Origin of the sequence: Sphingobacterium sp. G1-14, assembly GCF_002196555.1 — a bacterium.
GTDB lineage: Bacteria > Bacteroidota > Bacteroidia > Sphingobacteriales > Sphingobacteriaceae > Sphingobacterium > Sphingobacterium siyangense.
The window spans coordinates 3,837,152-3,856,435 of the sequence record NZ_CP021381.1 but is presented as its reverse complement, the minus strand read 5'-3'; the positions used below and the strand labels follow the sequence as shown (position 1 = coordinate 3,856,435).

Genomic DNA, 19,284 nt, shown 5'->3' with positions numbered 1-19,284 from the left:
GTTTGTACAGACTTCCTAAAATGTACAGTTGTCTTTCTTAATAAGGTCAAGCTTTATAAAATTCAATTAGTAAATAACTAAATTATGAAAAGGACGTCTGGTAAATCTTTTTATTGCATCAACTAATTTACCAGTTGTTTGTTCTTTATAAAACATTATCTGATCAATATTTCCTTATTGTTTAGGCGTTAAACAATGTTTTTATTAACTTCACGGTCACAATAAACCAGATCTAAATATTAGAAGTGAATGGCAAATAATGTTTTTCCTGAAAATGAGTTAAGAAGGATAGAAAAATTAAAGTCCTATGAGTTAATGGGACTCGGGAAAGACCCTGAGCTGGATGTTTTTGCGCAGGCAGCCTGTCTGATTACAGATTGCCCTGCAGCTTTAATTGCCATGATGGAAGAAGAAACACAACGTATTCAAAGTTGTGTTGGGATGGAGCTAGATACCGTTGAAAGGAAGAATACGGTCTGTCAATACACCATAATGAGTAAGGAGGTCCTTGTTATTGAAGATACTTTTGAAGATCCACGCTCGTCTTCCAATCCATTGATTCGCGAAGGAAATATCCGTTTTTATGCCGGAGTTCCTCTTTTGGATGATGATGGCGATGCTCTTGGAACAATCTGTGTCATTGATTTCCATCCGAAAAAGCTTTCGGATAAACAAAAAGACTCGTTGGAGGAGCTAGGGAAGGCGGTGACCAAAATATTATTGGGAAAAAAACGAAAAGTACAGGCTGGTTATTTCTCCGAAATTTTTCACTTGACGAACAATATTATTTGTGTATTGGATGAGACGCGCAAGGTAAAAGAAGTTAACCCTGCATTTAGTAAAGTCTTGGGATTGTCCAGATCGAATAGTTTAGGCAAATCTATTTTTACATTATTGGGAGACACTGAAAGGGAATTAGTGTCGGACTTAGGTCGAGTTGAGGAAACAAAATACGGCGTTCAATCTACGAGTAGGACTAAAACAGAAAATGGTCAAGTTGTCGAAATTGAATGGCATTTCAAATATGATCCGATAAATCATGATATTCTGGCCTTTGGCAGAAACGTAACAAAAGAGCGCGAAGAAAAACTCAAGTTGGAGAATTCCGAACGTAGATTTCGTAGTTTTTTTGAAAATGCGATTGGCCTCATGAGTATGCATGATTTGGACGGTAATATTCTATCCGTCAATGAAAAGGGAAGAGAGATATTGCGGTATGCCAAAGAAGAGGTAAAGGGACTTAACCTCAAGAAATTGGTTCCGTCTCATCATGTGGGTCTGGTTGAAGAATATCTCAAACGTATTGCGAGCAACAAAGAGGATTCTGGAATGATGGTTCTCCAAACAAAAGATGGTGAAGATATTTCTTGGCTATACCACAATATGTTGGAGACGGATGAGAATGGACGGTCTTATGTTGTCAGTACGGCCCTGAATATGACGGATCGATTGCGACTTGAAAATGATCTTTTGCATACCAAACAAATCCTGGAGCAGACCAATACTGTCGCTCAGGTTGGCGGATGGGAGGTCAACTTAGTTGAAAACAAGGTTTATTGGTCCGACTCCACAAAGCTAATTCATGGTGTGGCTCCTGATTTTACACCTGATTTTGAACATGCAATCGGATTTTATGAACCTGAAAGCCAGGTTGTTTTGCGTGAAATTTTTGAAGATGCCATTACATCAAGAACACCTTATGATACCGAATTACGTCTATTAAAGCAAAATGGCGAATCAATTTGGGTACGCGTAAAAGGTATTCCCGAATTTGAAAACGATGTGTGTAAGCGTGTTTTTGGAATTATTCAGGATATCGATCAAAGTAAATCGCTATTCTTGGAGCTGGAACGCAAAGAATCGATGTTACGTGCGTTTGTGGATTATGTTCCTGCTTCGGTTGCTATGTTTGACCGAGACTTTAACTATATTTCGGTCAGTAATCAATGGTTAGAAGATTTTCACGAAGGGGTAAGCTTGCCGCCAAGTAGTAACTTTTTCAATCTGTTTCCAAATATCCCAGAAAATAGAAAAAAAATCTACCTTGATGCGCTGGAGGGAATACCTTATAAGAATACGGATGAGGTCATACAGGCTGGCGGACTTGCCGAAGCGCAACATTTCAATTGGGAGGTAAGACCTTGGCATCTTGCTGATGGAAGTATAGGTGGGATCATTATTTTTACACAAAATATCACGGATTCGGTAAAAATAAATGATGAATTAAAGTTAGCGAAGGAACTGGCCGATCTGGCGAGTAGAGCAAAGTCCGAATTCCTCGCCAATATGAGTCACGAAATTCGAACGCCTTTAAACGGTGTGATCGGATTCTCCGATTTGTTGTTAAAAACACCATTAAATGATACACAGGTCCAATACCTCGGCTATATCAATGAATCAGGAAATAGCTTACTCAATATTATTAATGACATTTTAGACTTTTCAAAAATTGAATCGGGTAAACTCGAACTATTTGTTGATAAGTATAACGTATATGATGTAGCCAATCAGGTTATTAATGTTGTTCTCTATCAAGCACAACGAAAAGAAGTCGAACTGCTTTTGAACATTGAGCAGGGACTGCCGGCTTTTGTTTGGATTGATGAGGCACGTATTAAGCAAGTGCTGGTGAATTTATTAGGTAATGCAGTTAAGTTTACGGAAAAAGGCGAAATCGAATTTAAGATCAGTAAACTTCGCAATGATGAGAATAAATTAACCTTACGTTTTGCGGTTAGAGATACGGGGATAGGAATTCCGCCAGAGAAGCAACAACGCATCTTTGATGCCTTTACGCAAGAAGATAGCTCGGTAAGTAAACGATATGGGGGCACGGGACTCGGTTTGACCATCTCCAACAACCTCTTGAAATACATGGGAAGTAAATTGAATCTGGAAAGCGAACTGGGTGTCGGGTCGACGTTCTATTTTGATATCGAGGTCCGATGTGAAGAAATGGAGGATGAAGATACAGCTTTACCTTTAAATCGTGTCCTCGTTGTCGATGACAACGCTAATAATCGGATCATCCTGCAACATATGTTGGCCTATAAAAACGTCGAATCTGTCCTCGCAGAAAACGGCATGGAAGCCTTACAGTTGTTGATGAAAGGGGAACGTTTCGATGTTATTTTAATGGACTACCATATGCCGATCTTATCGGGCCTCGAAACAATAGAAAAAATCAAAGAACTCTTTAGAAAACAGGAAGAAGGTATCCCCTTGATTGTGTTGCACACTTCGTCAGAAGAGCATGAGGTGATTTCAGCATTTAGACAAGAAGAGCGGTCATTCTGTCTACTTAAGCCGATTAAATCCGAGGAACTGTATTCGACTTTAAGAAGGGCGATACAACAGAATAGGGAGGATGCAGTACAATTAAAGGCGAATGCAAACTTATCGTTATCATCGGATCCGTACGGTCAAGACGTTCAGGTGCTGTTGGCAGACGACAATGCCGTTAATATGGCCCTTAATTTACGCATGATGGCAAGTATAATGCCAGGGGCACTCTTAACCGAAGTTTCTGACGGAGCACAAGCCATTCATGCTTGCAAAGAAAAACAATTTGATTTTATTTTGATGGATGTTCAGATGCCCGAGGTCGATGGGATCGAAGCAACCAAACAGATCCGGCAAATGGCAGGTTATGCTGAAACACCTATTATCGGTGTTACCGCCGGTAATATTTCAGGCGAAAAAGAACGCTGTCTCGAAGCGGGGATGTCTGACTTTCTAGCTAAACCTATTCGGCAACAGGATTTATTCAAAGCCTTGGAAAAAGCGATGTTATCGGTGAAACCTAGTGCTGCCGAAGCTTCAGATCTGGAGGATTTGGATGAGCATTTGGATATGCAGCGCCTCGAAGAACAGGCCGGTGATGATCCTGCATTTTTAACCTTTTTTCTGGATTTGGTCGTTCGGGAAATCACGGGGTCCAGAAATCAGTTAAAGGAGGCAATTGATACAAACGATATTGTACGCATCAAAGAACTCCTTCATAAGTTACGGGGAACTTCATCGACAGCCGGACTGATCAAGTTGGCCCAAATGACCAAAGACTTGGAGACCAGCCCAACGATTGAAACTGAGCTCGCGACCGCTTTTGTGGCAATCGAACAAGAAATGGATATAGGATTGGAATTAATTACAAAAATCTTAAATAAATAATGATATGTTGATTTTAATAGCGGAAGACGACGAATTGATACTGCGTACTGTTGAACACAAATTAGTGAAAGAAGGACACGAAGTGGTGCTGACCAGAAATGGCCGTGAAGCCATCGAGAAGATTAATGAGCTAGATTTGGATTTAGTTGTAACGGATATTATGATGCCTTTTGCTTCTGGTATTGAAATTCTTTCGGCAATAAAGCGTATTGGAAAGAAAATCCCTGTCATCGTATTATCAAGTATGGGGCAAGAGGAGGTCGTGGTTGATGCATTTGATTTAGGCGCATCTGATTTTATGGTTAAGCCATTTAGTCCAAACGAACTGATTCTTAGAATAAAACGCCTAATAAATAAATAAAATTATGCATCACCATATCGAGCTACATGAGCTTATTCTGGCGATTGTTATCGTATTGATTTTAGTACTATTGTTGATTATCACGGTACTGGGATACAGCTTTTATAGCTATAGAATCCTTCATAATAGGCAATCGTGGCGACAGATCATCGAGTACAAAATTATGGAGACTATTGTCGGTGGCGATGAGAATAGCGATCGAGATTTGGAGTTTGCGGAGTATTTGAAAGAACCGTCTTTTCGAGCTCTTTTTTTAGATGTATTAGTTGACTCTGATAGAAAATTTTCTGGTGGAGCTAAACAATCGATCAATAGGTTGTTTCATGATTTTAAATTGGAGGATGAGGCTTGGCGGAAGCTTCGGCATAGAAAAGCTTATTTGGTTGCCGGTGGGGTTCAGGAGCTTGCTGCAATGAATGTCGAATCAGCAATCCCAGAGATAACAGCCAAGCTTAATGATTCCCGTACCGCAGTATATCAAGAAGCACAATATGCAATTGTAACTTTCAAAGGGTATGAGGGGCTTGGTTTTTTGGATCATTTCGATCGTCCCTTATCAGACTGGCAACAATTACGTTTATTGTTTTCTATTCATGAAATACCGGAACTTTCAGAGTTACACGTTGATACCTGGCTTAAGAGTTCAAATGATTCTGTTGTCATATTTACGTTGCGCTTGATCCGAAAATTTAGATTGATGACTTTTTATACGGAAGTTTTTAACCTATTGGATCATCCATCTACGAAGGTTCGTATACAAGCCATACGAACATTGCAGGCCATTGAGAATAGTGGGACAATTCAGCAATTTATACAGAATTTTGATCTGCAACCAATCGAAGTTCAGATAGAAATCCTTAAAGCGATGAAAATTGCCAAAAGTAGAGAAAGTGAGCATTTTCTGAAGGATCAACTTTGGAATCATAGTCAAGTGTCAATTAAAATTTCTGCCGCAGAAGTACTCGTTGTGCTAGGAGAAGAACAGTATCTGCGTGAAATTTCACAACGTGAAGATACATACGACGAACTTACACAAATTATTAAACACGCATTGCAAGAGAAAAAATGTTAGAGTTTTCCCATATCGTATACGAAATTATAGTTTGGTTATTTTTGCTTTATTCGGCAGCAGTATTCATTATCTATACTTGGATAGGGCTATACGCTTATGGAGCGGTGTTTCGTTACAAACATAATAATACGTTTACGGACTATAGTATTATTGCTACCAACCCCAACGCGCCTACATTCAGTCTGATTGCTCCAGCTTACAATGAGGGGATGACCATCGTTGAAAATGTACGTTCTTTATTGTCGCTATATTATCATAATCTGGAAATTATCATCGTCAATGATGGTAGTAAAGACGACTCAATTTTGAAATTGATCGCCTCTTATGAACTTGAACCCACGTCTTTTTTTGTTCAGGGAAATATTGAGACCAAGGATATAAGAGGGATCTATAAGAGCAAAAATCCGGCGTTTAAGAAGCTGATTGTTGTTGACAAGGAAAATGGCGGTAAGGCTGATGCGCTCAACGTCGGTGTTAATATTTCTTCTGGAGATTATATCGTCTGTATTGATGTAGACTGTATTTTGGAACAGGATGCTATTTTAAAATTAGCAAAGCCATTTTTGGAACAGACCGACAAACGCGTTATAGCCTGTGGCGGAGTTATACGTTTGGCCAATAACTGTAATGTCGTGAATGGTTCTGTCGTGGACGTTAATCTTCCAAAATCATGGTTGGGGCGTACGCAGGCTTTAGAGTACATCCGTGCTTTTATTTTAGGTCGAATGGCTTGGTCAAGGGCTTCGGGTTTAATTCTTATTTCCGGGGCATTTGGCGCTTTTGACCGGGAGATCGTATTGGCTTGTGGGGGGTATGACCGAAATACGGTGGGAGAAGACATGGAGCTTGTTGTTCGTATGCGCCGCTATATGGAGGAGCAAAAGCAAGCCTACGAGGTGGTTAACATTCCTGATCCATTGTGCTGGACCGAAGTACCCGAGTCAAAAGAAGTATTACGTAAACAGCGTAATCGTTGGATGCGGGGTACTATGGAAACCTTATGGAAACATCGAAAACTCATGTTCAATCCGAAATATGGCCGTTTTGGTATGGTCAGTATGCCTTATTGGTTTTTCTTTGAGTTCCTGGGGCCCATTGTCGAATTTACGGGCTATATTGTTTTTATAATCTTTTTTATTCTGGGAATCATCAACTGGCCATTTTTCTTTGCACTATTTGCATTGGTGATTGCTTCCGGAATTTTGTATTCGATCTATGCGATCTTGGTTGATCTTGTTAGTCATCAGGTTTATTCTAAGAAACGAGATCTTTCCACCCTAATAACTACGGCGATACTAGAACCTTTATACTTTCACCCCATTGTTGTTAAAGCCGGGGTACAGGGGGTTGTTGATTACTTTCGAAAGCAGCATGGCTGGGGAGAAATGACACGACAAGGCTTTCAACAAAAAGATGCGAATGAGTCGGTTTGGAAATACCTCGGTCAGCGATTAAATCTTTCGTTACAGAGCTTAGGACCTGTTATGTTGGTTGTTTTTGCCTTGTATATGTTGTCCGTTGGTGTAGAATGGTGGTGGTACGGTCGTCGATTTGTTCAGCTTTCGGAGTCACATGCCGGGAAATACCTGTTTTTGGATAACGTCTTGTTCATCTTTCAAGCCTTGGCCTGTTTGGGAATCGGCTATTTATTGCTTCAGTTCATAAGCAGTTTTTGGGCGAGACTTCTTATGGTCATATCGTTCTCGTTTATTGTCGTTATGCAATTCATCTTGTTTCTGTATTTTGGCGAATCCAGAAATTTGCTTGGAGCTGATATGTTCTATTACAGTTCGGAAGAGATGAAGCAAATTTTGGAGGCTAGCGGTATGTTGAGTTTTACCAATATTGCTTTACTTTTATTATTGATCGTAATTTCTTGGGTTCCCCTTTGGATTGCCAATAAACAGACATTCAAAAAGCCCTATGCTAGTATTGCACTGTTATTTTTGGGGATTATATCGTTTTTCATCTCCTCGGCTTCGTTTTTGGGGGGTAGCGCTGAAAAAGATGAATTCGTAGCCAATGCAAGTCGGAGTAAATGGCGTTATTTTTTTGATTCTAATTTATCCAATTACGTGGATGATCACCCCGGGATGTTCGCTATGTTCAATAAAGACGATGATGATGCAAAAGTGTTGGATACTAAATTTCCTTTTTTGAAAAAAGAGGATACGAAAGATTTCCTGGGGACATACATGCAAAAAACGGCGAAAGTACCTAATTTGGTCATTCTTGTTATCGAAGGTTTAGGACATGCCTATAGTGCTGAAAATGGCTATATTGGCAACTTTACACCTTTTATAGGTACATTGAAGCAACAGTCTTTGTATTGGGATAATAATATGAGTTCCTCGGGTCGGACATTTTCCGTTTTACCGACCATAACAGGTTCGTTGCCTTTTGCGACACATGGATTCCTGGAACAAGACACCTTGCCAGACAACTTCAATTTATTTAATATTCTGAAGAGTAATGGATTCAATACTGGATTTTTCTATGGTGGTCATTCTAATTTCGATTTCATGAAAAAGTTCATGGATTATAATAAAATAGATATGCTCATGGACCAAGCGGCATTCGGACCTCCTTATAAAAAATTGCCCGAAAAGGGAGGGGAGAGCTGGGGATATGAAGATCAGGCTGTCTTTAGCAAACTTCTTGAAGTACAGAAAGTACAGGAACACCCTTATTTCCATGTGCTTTTGACGCTATCAACCCACAATCCGTTTTTGATTAATAATGCGGCTCATTATGAGCAATTGTTTGATCAACGTATAGCAACATTGAACCTTACACCGGAACAAAAAAAGTGGGCTTTGGAGAACCGTACCCAACTTGTTTCGGTACTGAATTTGGATGATGCGATGGAGCAGTTCTTTAAAGAATATAAAAAGAGACTAGATTTTGCGAATACTATTTTTGTCATAACTGGAGACCACGCGATGCCTGAGATACCATTGCAAAGCAAAATCGATCGTTTTCATGTTCCCTTGTTGATTTATTCACCACTTTTAAAAGGGCCAAAGACTTTTCATAATTTTGTTAGCCATTTTGATGTCGCGCCTACTATATTGGCCTACTATCGTGAAAATTTTGGGCTTAAAACTCCTAGCCAAGTTACATGGATCGGTGAAGGGCTCGATAAGGGGGCTTCGACACAGGGAGATGGTATAGCCATGATGCAGAGTAAAAATCAATTGATTGATTTTGTGAAAGGCAGTTACCATCTTTCCGATGGACAACTGTATAAACTGGATGGTGTGCTCAATGAAGATGCCGCTGCTGATAATGCGAAAGAAGAATTGTCCAAGCGCTTTGAATTATTTAAGCGCAAGAACAAACTTTTTTATACGCAAAAGCGACTTCTTCCGGATAGTGTTTATACAAATTACTTTAATCGAACAGAGAAGAACTAGAATTTTCGAATATAACCAAGGATGATGTCCAATTGATTTCCTCGCTCTTTCGGCCTGAATTCTTGGTTATAATAGGTGCCCGAAATTGAAAATAAGTTACTTTGCTTAACGGAGAAATTATACTCGGCACCTACTTTGAATGTTTTTAATTTATAGGAAGCGTTGTCCAATAGATTATTTCGGTTTTCCTCGGGGCTCAGACCCGTTCCGGCACTAAATCCGAAGTAATCATTTGCTCCTTTTGTATAATAGCGGACTGTTCCGGTATAGGATTGGGAAATATTCTTTTCGCCCGGTGTAAGGTAAGTCCTCAGATTGAACCAAAAGTTTTGGTAATATTTTCCGACTGAAGCCGTGTACATCCAGATGTTGTCACTAAAATAAAGCTGACGATATCCGATTTCCCCCTCAAAGCTGTTCGGAAGATTGGCATAGAGAGACACACCAGTTCTATATTTCGCAAAAATCCCCACATTATTGGAATATCCAGCACCGACATATAAGTAAAATATCTTTGAAATACGTGGGTAAGCCTCCATCTCAAATTGGACGCCATTTTCTGCAAATTTATTCGCATAGTTCGTTCTGAAAATAACTGATCCTATTGGTGTTGCCCGTTTATAACTTAATCCAACAATGTGCCAATTATGATCAAACTGTTTGTCAAAATAGACGAAATTATACGTCAGACCGATTGCATTTTTAGCCGTATATTCTTCAATATTTTTTGCCAGCGCTCTTGCTTCCGTATTTTTGGGATTAATTGCCAATAAATTATTAATTGCCTTTTCGGCTGCCTCATAATGATCATTGCCATAACTTATTTTACCTTTTAAAAGAAGTAAATCCTGAGACCGCGGATGTATGCTAAGCCCTTTGTCTATAATTGCAATCGCTCTGTCGGTCTGATCATTCCAATATTCCAATGAGGCGTAGGCTAAAAAGAAATCTTCATCACTTGTATTCTTTTTATCCAGTTCTGTAAAAATGGTTCGTGCCGAATCAATTTTATCCGACCAGGTATAAAGACGTCCGAGAAAAATGCTAATATCCGTGTAATCTGGTGCTTGAAGTAGGGCCTGTTTAGATAATTGAATGGCTTGCGGATAATCTTTTGAATCAAAAGCTACTTTTCGCGCTTTTACAAATAGATCATCAGCGGTGAGTTTCGTCTCTTGCGCGACAGAAAATAAGGGTAATAAAGAGAGGGAGAGTAATGGATAAATTACTTTTTTCATTCCAGATCGTAAATTTGACATTTAAGCTTGCTAATATATAAACTAAAATTAGGAAATTTTGTTTGTCGCTAGTTGTTTTAAAATAAATTTTTGAACTCTTTTAAAGCATTCTAACGATCATTTCGGAATGCATTCCGAAATGATCGTTAGAATGAAAGTTTTGAAAAACGCCAATGGAATGTGTCAACAACCGTTAACTGGTTGCTATCTACGGGTAATCCGGTTACTATTTTAAGTACCTGCATCGCCATCATGCTGCCGATAATACCGGGCAAGGGGCCCAGCACCCCATTTTTATCGCAATTTGGAACCTGCTCCGGATCGGGGGGCGTTGGAAAGATATCTAATAGGTTTTTACTACCCTGATAGTTAAAGACAGCCAGCTGCCCTTCAAAACCATAGATGCTACCGTATACCAAAGGTTTATCGAGTTGTAGGCACGTATGATTAAGCAGGTAGCGTGTCGTAAAGTTATCACAGCAATCGACAATGATATGATAGGGAGCGAGCATTGCTAGCGCGTTGTCAGCATCTATTTTTACCTGAAAGGGTTCAAAATCAATTGTGCTATTGTGCTGTCGTATATAGGCTGCGGCACTTTCTGTTTTTGCTTGGTTTATATTATCTTCGGAATGAATGATCTGTCTATTTAGATTGTGGATTTCAACCTGGTCAAAATCAATCAGGCCAAGTTTGCCTATACCGGCCGCGGCTAAATATTGAACGACAGGACTCCCGAGTCCGCCTGCACCAACGACCAATACCTTGGCATCCATAATCTTCCGTTGTCCGGCAACGCCAATCTCTTCGATAAAAATCTGTCTGCTATAGCGATCAAAAATGTTATCTTTTTTCATGTATTTAACGTACAATACCCGCGTAATTGCTTTCCCAGTCTTTCATCACTGGAGAATAGCCCATTTTTCGGATTTGATTTTTTATTGTTTCCATATCTCTTTCATCACTTACTTCAAATTGTTCCAAAGCTTGGGGATCGACAACATAGCCTCCCGGATTGGTTTTTGAAGCGGCACTCATCGTGGTTACGCCAATAGGTATGATATGATCTCTGAAGGTTTCGTTCTCTCGGGTAGAAATGGAGATTTCCAAATTTTCATTCCACAGACGATATGCGCAGATCAACTGCAGCAGATCACGATCTGCCAAATGAAAATTTGGCTCAACAGAACCCGCGGCTGGTCGTAAGCGCGGAAAGGAAATGGAATAGCGTGTCTGCCAATATTGTTTTTGCAAGTAGGAAATGTGTGCCGCGGTGAAAAAGCTGTCCACCCGCCAGTCCTCTAGCCCAAGTAATACCCCCAGTCCGATTTTATGGATTCCGGCCCGGCCTATACGGTCAGGCGTATCCAAACGATAGTCAAAATTGGACTTCTTTCCTTTCGGATGATATTGTTTGTAAACTTCCCGATGGTAGGTTTCCTGATAGACCAAAATTGCATAAACCCCTGCGGCCTGTAGTAGTCGGTACTCGGATTCTTCCAGCGGCTGTACCTCAATGGATATCTGTGAAAAATGAGGTTTTAAAAGCCGAATAGCGTTTAGGAAATAATTGATCTCGACCGTTTTGTTGGCTTCTCCGCTAACGAGTAAAATGTGGTTGATTCCCATGGTTTTGAGTGCCATTGCCTCCAGTAATAGTTCTGTGTTGTTAAGTGTTTTGCGTTTAATTTTATTGTCCATGCTAAAACCGCAATATGTACAGATATTTTGGCACTCATTACTCAGGTAAAGAGGGGCATAGAGCTGTATGGTTTTACCGAAGCGACGTTGCGTGATTTGTTGTGTTTTTTGTGCCATTTGTTCTAGATACGGCGCTGCAGCCGGTGAGATGAGTGCCCTAAAGTCAGCGAGTGTTAAATGGTCTTTTTCTAACGCATGTTGTACATCCTGATTGGTAGCGTCATAAATCTGCGTGTGGACGTCATTCCAGGAGTATTCATCGAGAATCGTTTTGAAATCTGTCATAAGAGAATCATCAATCAAATAAAAATGAAGTTAAGGGACTCGAACCGATTGCTTTTGATCCGATCTTTCCTAAACCGGCCTCATAAGCCTTTCGTCCCGCAATAACAGCCTCTTTGAATGCTTCGGCCATACGTATCGGATTATTGGAGACCGCAATTGCCGTATTGACCAAGACTGCATCGGCTCCGATTTCCATGGCTTTGGCGGCATCGGATGGAGCTCCGATCCCAGCATCTACAACCACAGGGACATTACTCTCCTCAATAATAATTTCGAGAAAGTCTAGTGTGCGAAGCCCTTTATTACTACCAATAGGAGCACCTAAAGGCATAACAACTGCAGTACCTGCATTTTCCAATCTTTTACAAAGTACTGGATCTGCGTGAATATAGGGCATGACAACGAAACCCAGTTTGGCCAGCGATTCAGTTGCACGCAGGGTTTCAATAGGATCGGGCAGTAAATAACGAGGGTCGGGATGAATTTCCAGCTTTACCCAGTTGGTTTCCAGTGCCTCCCGTGCAAGTTGGGCTGCGAGCACAGCTTCTTCAGCAGTTCGTGCTCCCGAAGTATTGGGAAGCAAATCGATTGCCGCCAGGTCGAGTGCACTGATGAGACTGTCGTCTGAGCTGGTCTGGTCGATTCGTTTGAGGGCAACGGTGACCAATTGGGAGGCAGAAGCCACAATGGCATCGCTCATTTCTGTGAGATTACCGAATTTGCCCGTACCCAGAAATAATCTGGATTCAAATACGCGATCGGCTATATGTAGGTTGTTCATAATAAAATTTTATTGATGGATGAAACAATGTTTGGAGTCTTGGTTACGATTCCGGAGAGTGCTACACCGTAAACTCCAATTTCTAATAGCTGTTGGATATCTTCAAGTTGGCTTATACCGCCAATTGCGAATATTGGAATAGGGGGCAAGTCTTCTAGGTGGACTTGTCGGATGATGTTTTCATATCCTGCAATCCCCAATAGGGGACTTAGTTTTTGTTTTGTTGTGGTATAGTTGAATGGTCCGAGTCCGATATAGTCACAATGTTCACTTATTCTTTGTTTTACATCCGCAAAGCTATTGGCAGTACCGCCGATTATTTTTCCTGCCCCCAATATGTCCCGGGCAGCTGTGACGCTGCAGTCATCCAGTCCCAAGTGCACTCCATCAGCATCTACAGCCGCTGCAAGCAAAGGATGGTCATTGATAATACAGCTGGCACCAAATTCGGAACAGGTTTGCTTGATCTGTTCTGCAAGCAGGTAGCGGCTCTTTTCATCGGCGTCCTTCCATCTGATCTGTATCCATTTGGCCCCCGCATCCAGCGCTTTCAGTATGTTATTTTTTTGTTCAGTTAATGTTTGTCCCTGCGATATATATTGGAGTTTTTCCATAGTTTTTGTTTGCATGCTATAAAATTTTGAACGGGATCAGGGTGCTTCCATAAAGTACCATATAAGGCAATTCCATCTGCACCTTGCTGCATCGGGATAAGACAGTTGCCTTGGTTTATCCCTCCAAGACCGATGAGACCAACAGTAAAGTTGGAGCGTGACGGGAGCTGATCCAACCTTGCATTATACACTCCATACCCCACTTTTGAGATGCTTGGAAATAATGGACTTAGAAAAGCATAGGCCCAACATTCATCAAGGTTATTGAATTGATCGATATCATGCACAGATGTCGAACAGATTGCTGTAGACAGCATTTGATTTGTAGATCTATCCTTTCTATTCTTTTCGGTCATATGAATACGTGCGATTCCGAGCTCAGCCGATAGGTGAGGGTGGGAATGTAGGACCAATCTGTCCAGGTACGTTGAATCTATAGATTCAACGTACCTGGACATTTGTAGGTCCGTAAAATGATACTTGCGCAAATGCAGGATATCAAGTCCTTCTTTAAACAAAGCATTTATAATCCCTATTTCAGAAGGGATCGTTTCTGCTGCTGTCAAAGCGATGATCATAAATAGATCTCTTTTCCTTGTGCGATGAATTCCTGCGATTTTTCCAGCATTCCTTGTGCGGCACTATCTCTGATTTCCTGCGTAATTTTCATCGAGCAAAATTTGGGCCCGCACATGGAGCAGAAGTGAGCCACTTTGGCCGCATCCGCAGGCAACGTTTCGTCATGATACTCCCGTGCGGTATCTGGATCCAGGGAAAGGTTGAATTGATCTTCCCACCTAAATTCAAATCTCGCTTTACTCAAGGCATTATCACGGTATTGTGCACCCGGATGTCCTTTGGCCAAATCGGCCGCATGGGCAGCTAGTTTATAGGTGATTACACCGTCTTTAACGTCTTTTTTATTTGGTAGGCCCAGATGTTCTTTGGGCGTCACATAGCAAAGCATCGCACATCCATACCAACCGATCATCGCAGCTCCAATGGCCGACGTGATATGGTCATAACCTGGAGCGATATCAGTTGTTAAGGGACCCAAGGTATAAAATGGAGCTTCGTCACAACAAGCCAATTGCTTGTCCATATTCTCTTTGATCAATTGCATAGGAACATGCCCTGGACCTTCGATCATCACCTGAACATCATGTTTCCAGGCGACCTTGGTGAGTTCGCTCAGTGTTTCGAGCTCAGCAAATTGAGCCGCATCGTTGGCGTCCGCAATGGCTCCTGGACGGAGACCATCGCCAAGTGAAAAAGCAACATCATATCGCTTCATAATCTCACAGATCTCCTCAAAATGGGTATAGAGAAAGTTCTCTTTGTGGTGGAAAAGACACCATTTGGCCATGATAGACCCACCTCTGGAGACAATGCCCGTTACTCGAGAAGCGGTGAGATGGATATAACGAAGCAGTACGCCGGCGTGTATGGTAAAGTACGAAACACCCTGTTCGGCCTGTTCAATCAAGGTATCTTTGAATATTTCCCAGGTAAGGTCCTCGGCCACCCCCTTCACTTTTTCGAGCGCCTGATAGATCGGTACCGTACCGATTGGAACGGGCGAGTTACGGATAATCCATTCGCGGGTTTCGTGAATATTTTTGCCAGTGGATAGGTCCATGATGGTATCGGCTCCCCAACGACAGGCCCATACCGCTTTTTCAACTTCTTCCTCTATACTTGAACTTACGGCGCTATTGCCAATATTGGCATTAATTTTAACAAGAAAGTTGCGCCCGATAATCATGGGTTCACTTTCAGGATGATTTATATTATTGGGGATGATCGCTCTTCCGGCAGCGATTTCCTCACGGACAAATTCTGGTGTAATAGCTTTATTATGTGTTCTAGCGCCAAAGTTTTGCCCTTTATGCTGATGATCCATTCCGGGGGTACTGGCCGTGAGCTGCTCGATACGTTGGTTTTCACGGATAGCAACGTACTCCATTTCTGGGGTAATGATGCCTTGCTTTGCATAATGTAATTGGGTGACATTCCTGCCGGCAGAGGCTACTTTCGGTTTATGGCTATACGCAAATCGGAGTTCATCTAACGTTGGATCAGAAAGGCGTTTTTGTCCATATTCAGAGCTTATGCCAGCTAGCTGTATGACATCCTGACGATCCAAGATCCACTGATCGCGAAGGCGAGGGAGGCCTTTTCGGATATCGATATGGACGGTATCATCCGTATAAGGTCCAGAAGTATCATAAATTGTTACCGGCGGATTAATTTCTACTTCTCCATTCGTTAATTTGGTTGGACTCAAGGTGATTTGACGCATGGCGACTTGAATAGGAAATAGTTTTCCGGATACAAAAATTTTCTTTGCATTTGGAAAGGGTGATTGCGTAATTGTTTCAGCTGTCATTTTTTTCTGTATTGGGTGAATTACTCGGTTGATTTTTTGGAAATGGCTATCCGCCCTGAGATGCGGTAATTAAGATAATCTGATCGTAAGGTTTAAGTGTTGTCGTAGCCCAGTCCTTTTTGGGGATGACTTTGTTGTTGATGGCTACAGCCACACCCTGAGTTTTGCCAGATAATTCCAAAAGCAACAAGCCTTCAAGTGAAGTAAGTGTGGGATCGAAAAATCGAATCTGATGGTTTATTGTAAGTTCCATTCCTTAATTTTTTTGGTAAAACTTTAGGAATGGCTACACAAAGGCACAGCAATGCACCTTGTAGACAGCTCACTTTTCCCTACGCCAGTATGATCCGGATCAGGTTCTAAGGGTAAAATCTCAGCCTGCACGAGCAGACACCCCTAAAGTTGCGACTAAGATAAGGTTATTTTTATGAAAGTTGCAAGAAATTTATTTTACAGACTTAGGCATATTGTGCAGGAAAGTACAGGTCAGTATGTGGGAAATATTTGATATATTAGTTTTTTGAATCAGCTAAAACAATTTAACAACCACCAAGAATAGTATCTTTTAATGCGTAGGATTTTATTGACAACACTGTTGTGTATCGCTAGCAACACTTATGCCCAACCTAAACACAACTGCAGCGCCGTGCAGTTGACATGCGAACATTTGGTCAATCCGTTGGGTATTGATGCAATTCACCCGAGACTTAGCTGGCGACTTGAGGACCAACGTAAAGGTGCGGTACAACAAGCTTATCAGATCCTTTTAGGGCAAGATTCGCTGGCATTACTGAAAGAGACAAAAGATAGCTGGGATAGTGGCAAACAGTTCAGCTCGGCTATGTTAGTGCCCTATAACGGCGCACAGTTAAAGCCACAGACTAAGTACTACTGGAAGGTTAAAATATGGGATAAGGATGGTGTATCAACACGTTCTGAAATAGCATCTTTCGAAACAGGAATGATGGGAATGGACCTTTGGAAAGGAAAATGGATCAGCGACAATAAGGATATTCATGCACGGGAAACGCCTTATTTTAGAAGAGAATTTAAGGCAAATAAGCAGATAAAATCTGCCCGCGCGTATATTGCCACAGCGGGATTATATGAACTTTCCATTAATGGCCAGCGCGTTGGCGACCACCGTCTGGATCCAATGTATACTCGGTTTGACCGACGCACATTGTATGTCGTGACGGACGTAACCCAGCAGCTTCAAAAAGGAGAGAACGCCATTGGCGTTGTTTTGGGGAATGGCTGGTATAATCATCAACCACTGGCCGTTTGGAACTTTGATAAAGCACCATGGCGGGCCCGGCCAACATTCTGTTTAGAACTGAAAATCGTTTATACAGATGGAACGACGGAAACCATTGTTTCGGATAAGCAGTGGAAGACTGCTTCGGGGCCAATCACCTATAATAATATTTACACTGGTGAGCATTACGATGCAAGACTGGAAATACCTAACTGGGATAAACCAAAATACGATGATTCGGCCTGGCCGGCTGTTCAGTATAGAAATGCGCCATCAGCGCATATCGTTTCCCAACAGATGGTACCGATTCGGCTCGTAAAGTCCTATAAGCCAAAATCAGTGACAAAGATAGACCAACGTACCTATGTGTTCGATATGGGCCAGAATATGGCCGGGATTACAAAAATTAGAGTGAAAGGAGCTGCGGGTACTATGCTGCGTATCAAGCATGGTGAGCGATTGCAGGCCGATGGGCATCTTGATCAGTCCAATATTGATGTTTATTATCGGGGCGATAAGGAAAAGGAGCCTTTTCAGACCGATATATTGACCTTAAGTGGCCGCGAGGATGAGTTTATGGCCAAGTTCGGTTACAAAGGGTTTCGTTATGTCGAGGTTAGCAGCAGTGCCGCAATTGCATTGGATAGTTCGGCTGTGACCGCCTATTTTATGCATAGTGATGTGTCTGCTATTGGACAGCTCAAGACATCATCAGCGTTGGTCAATAAACTATGGACAGCGACCAACAATGCCTACTTGTCCAATTTGATGGGCTATCCTACAGACTGTCCGCAACGGGAAAAGAACGGCTGGACAGGGGATGGGCACCTTGCGATTGAAACAGCTCTATACAATTTTGACGGGATAACAGTTTATGAAAAATGGATGGCGGATCATCGTGATGAACAACAGGAGAATGGTGTCTTACCCGATATTATTCCAACTGGCGGATGGGGCTACGGTACCGCAAATGGTTTGGATTGGACAAGCACCATTGCCATCATTCCATGGCAGATCTATCAGTTTTATGGAGATCCACGTGCATTAGAAGAATGCTACCTAAATATCAAACGCTATGTCGATTATGTAGACGGAATCAGCCCGTCTGGATTGACAACGTTTGGGCGTGGAGACTGGGTGCCGGTGAAGTCACAGTCCAATCTGGAGTTGACCTCATCTGTTTATTTTTATGTGGATGCGACCATCTTGGCTGCTGCGGCCAAATTGTTTGGATACACAGCAGATCAACAAAAATATGAACTGCTAAGCGAAAAAATTAAGACGGCCATCAACGCTAAATTTTTAGATGCTTCCAAGGGTGTTTATAGCAATGGAACACAGACCGAACTGAGTGTACCACTCTATTGGGGGGTTGTACCCAATGAAATGAAAGCCCGTGTTGCAGCCAATCTGAATAAGAAAGTGGAAGAGACCAACTTTCATTTGGATGTAGGCGTATTGGGTGCTAAAGCATTATTGAATGCGTTAAAAGATAACGGTTATGCAACGACAGCCTATAAGGTCGCGGTACAAGATACCTACCCGTCTTGGGGATGGTGGATTGTAAATGGAGCGACAACATTGTTGGAGAACTGGGATTTAAAAGCAACACGGGATATTTCAGACAACCACATGATGTTTGGCGAAATCGGTGGTTGGTTTTTTAAATCTATCGGCGGGATTCTGCCAGATCCTGAACAACCTGGATTTAAACATGTACTCTTAAAACCTATCTTCCCCCAGGAACTGAAAGAATCTTCTATTTCTTACGATTCACCCTACGGTAAAATTGTTTCTGAATGGAAGTTAAAGGATAAAATGATCGTATATAATATCCAAATACCTGCTAATGCGACGGCAACATTTTATCCACCGGATAATGTTAGAGGCAGCGATATCGTCCAATTGGAGGCTGGTAAACACAGGCTGGTGCTGGAACTCAAGTAAGCATAGGCCCCGACTTGTTGTTTCGTTGTCTTGACTGTTGGTTTTATTCTTT

13 protein-coding genes and 1 riboswitch are annotated in these 19,284 nt (G+C 41.7%); of the genes, 5 read left to right on the top strand and 8 right to left on the bottom strand.

Features of this window, described 5'->3' with window-relative positions:
- Nucleotides 1-249 precede the first annotated feature (249 nt).
- The 4 genes from CBM24_RS16655 to CBM24_RS16640 are packed head-to-tail and all read left to right on the top strand — an operon-like array spanning nucleotide 250 to nucleotide 9,019.
- On the top strand, nucleotides 250-4,170 hold the full coding sequence (locus CBM24_RS16655) for a response regulator (protein ID WP_088162011.1): 3,921 nt from the start codon (nucleotides 250-252) through the stop codon (nucleotides 4,168-4,170).
- 4 nt (nucleotides 4,171-4,174) lie between these two features.
- Nucleotides 4,175-4,531 (top strand): response regulator transcription factor, encoded by a 357-nt coding sequence (locus CBM24_RS16650; RefSeq protein ID WP_088162010.1) that lies wholly within the window; start codon nucleotides 4,175-4,177, stop codon nucleotides 4,529-4,531.
- A gap of 4 nt (nucleotides 4,532-4,535) precedes the next feature.
- Complete coding sequence (locus CBM24_RS16645) at nucleotides 4,536-5,603, top strand: hypothetical protein (RefSeq protein ID WP_088162009.1); 1,068 nt, start codon at nucleotides 4,536-4,538, stop codon at nucleotides 5,601-5,603.
- Nucleotides 5,597-9,019 (top strand): sulfatase-like hydrolase/transferase, encoded by a 3,423-nt coding sequence (locus CBM24_RS16640; protein ID WP_088162008.1) that lies wholly within the window; start codon nucleotides 5,597-5,599, stop codon nucleotides 9,017-9,019. Before CBM24_RS16645 ends, CBM24_RS16640 begins: the two co-directional genes overlap by 7 nt.
- Here the strand turns inward: CBM24_RS16640 and CBM24_RS16635 are convergent.
- The 8 genes from CBM24_RS16635 to thiS all read right to left on the bottom strand — a co-directional run bounded on the left by CBM24_RS16635 (nucleotide 9,016) and on the right by thiS (nucleotide 16,280).
- Nucleotides 9,016-10,257 carry a YaiO family outer membrane beta-barrel protein gene (locus tag CBM24_RS16635; RefSeq protein ID WP_088162007.1) on the bottom strand — a complete coding sequence of 414 codons (1,242 nt, stop codon included), beginning with the start codon at nucleotides 10,255-10,257 and terminating at the stop codon, nucleotides 9,016-9,018. The genes CBM24_RS16640 and CBM24_RS16635 overlap by 4 nt on opposite strands.
- 146 nt (nucleotides 10,258-10,403) lie before the next feature.
- Complete coding sequence (locus tag CBM24_RS16630; protein ID WP_088162006.1) at nucleotides 10,404-11,114, bottom strand: HesA/MoeB/ThiF family protein; 711 nt, start codon at nucleotides 11,112-11,114, stop codon at nucleotides 10,404-10,406.
- A 4-nt stretch (nucleotides 11,115-11,118) separates the two neighbouring features.
- On the bottom strand, nucleotides 11,119-12,243 hold the full coding sequence (thiH, locus tag CBM24_RS16625; RefSeq protein ID WP_088162005.1) for a 2-iminoacetate synthase ThiH: 1,125 nt from the start codon (nucleotides 12,241-12,243) through the stop codon (nucleotides 11,119-11,121).
- A 10-nt stretch (nucleotides 12,244-12,253) separates the two neighbouring features.
- Nucleotides 12,254-13,024 carry a thiazole synthase gene (locus CBM24_RS16620; RefSeq protein WP_088162004.1) on the bottom strand — a complete coding sequence of 257 codons (771 nt, stop codon included), beginning with the start codon at nucleotides 13,022-13,024 and terminating at the stop codon, nucleotides 12,254-12,256.
- On the bottom strand, nucleotides 13,021-13,653 hold the full coding sequence (locus tag CBM24_RS16615; protein WP_232475550.1) for a thiamine phosphate synthase: 633 nt from the start codon (nucleotides 13,651-13,653) through the stop codon (nucleotides 13,021-13,023). The genes CBM24_RS16620 and CBM24_RS16615 overlap by 4 nt, the downstream gene beginning before the upstream one ends.
- A complete protein-coding gene (locus CBM24_RS16610) occupies nucleotides 13,599-14,216 on the bottom strand; it encodes a thiamine phosphate synthase (protein WP_088162002.1) in 618 nt (205 codons plus the stop codon). The genes CBM24_RS16615 and CBM24_RS16610 overlap by 55 nt, the downstream gene beginning before the upstream one ends.
- Complete coding sequence (thiC, locus tag CBM24_RS16605; protein ID WP_088162001.1) at nucleotides 14,213-16,027, bottom strand: phosphomethylpyrimidine synthase ThiC; 1,815 nt, start codon at nucleotides 16,025-16,027, stop codon at nucleotides 14,213-14,215. Before thiC ends, CBM24_RS16610 begins: the two co-directional genes overlap by 4 nt.
- Before the next feature lie 46 nt (nucleotides 16,028-16,073).
- On the bottom strand, nucleotides 16,074-16,280 hold the full coding sequence (gene thiS / locus CBM24_RS16600; RefSeq protein ID WP_088162000.1) for a sulfur carrier protein ThiS: 207 nt from the start codon (nucleotides 16,278-16,280) through the stop codon (nucleotides 16,074-16,076).
- Between the two features lie 59 nt (nucleotides 16,281-16,339).
- Nucleotides 16,340-16,435, bottom strand: a riboswitch (TPP riboswitch).
- Between the two features lie 160 nt (nucleotides 16,436-16,595).
- On the opposite strand from thiS, the gene CBM24_RS16595 reads away from it, so the two are divergent.
- On the top strand, nucleotides 16,596-19,232 hold the full coding sequence (locus CBM24_RS16595; protein ID WP_088161999.1) for an alpha-L-rhamnosidase: 2,637 nt from the start codon (nucleotides 16,596-16,598) through the stop codon (nucleotides 19,230-19,232).
- Nucleotides 19,233-19,284 lie beyond the last annotated feature (52 nt).

Coding starts and splice junctions, on each gene's coding strand:
- CBM24_RS16655 (WP_088162011.1), top strand. CDS start 250: ATGGCAAATAATGTTTTTCCTGAAAATGAGTTAAGAAGGATAGAAAAA.
- CBM24_RS16650 (WP_088162010.1), top strand. CDS start 4,175: ATGTTGATTTTAATAGCGGAAGACGACGAATTGATACTGCGTACTGTT.
- CBM24_RS16645 (WP_088162009.1), top strand. CDS start 4,536: ATGCATCACCATATCGAGCTACATGAGCTTATTCTGGCGATTGTTATC.
- CBM24_RS16640 (WP_088162008.1), top strand. CDS start 5,597: ATGTTAGAGTTTTCCCATATCGTATACGAAATTATAGTTTGGTTATTT.
- CBM24_RS16635 (WP_088162007.1), bottom strand. CDS start 10,257: ATGAAAAAAGTAATTTATCCATTACTCTCCCTCTCTTTATTACCCTTA.
- CBM24_RS16630 (WP_088162006.1), bottom strand. CDS start 11,114: ATGAAAAAAGATAACATTTTTGATCGCTATAGCAGACAGATTTTTATC.
- thiH (WP_088162005.1), bottom strand. CDS start 12,243: ATGACAGATTTCAAAACGATTCTCGATGAATACTCCTGGAATGACGTC.
- CBM24_RS16620 (WP_088162004.1), bottom strand. CDS start 13,024: ATGAACAACCTACATATAGCCGATCGCGTATTTGAATCCAGATTATTT.
- CBM24_RS16615 (WP_232475550.1), bottom strand. CDS start 13,653: ATGCAAACAAAAACTATGGAAAAACTCCAATATATATCGCAGGGACAA.
- CBM24_RS16610 (WP_088162002.1), bottom strand. CDS start 14,216: ATGATCATCGCTTTGACAGCAGCAGAAACGATCCCTTCTGAAATAGGG.
- thiC (WP_088162001.1), bottom strand. CDS start 16,027: ATGACAGCTGAAACAATTACGCAATCACCCTTTCCAAATGCAAAGAAA.
- thiS (WP_088162000.1), bottom strand. CDS start 16,280: ATGGAACTTACAATAAACCATCAGATTCGATTTTTCGATCCCACACTT.
- CBM24_RS16595 (WP_088161999.1), top strand. CDS start 16,596: ATGCGTAGGATTTTATTGACAACACTGTTGTGTATCGCTAGCAACACT.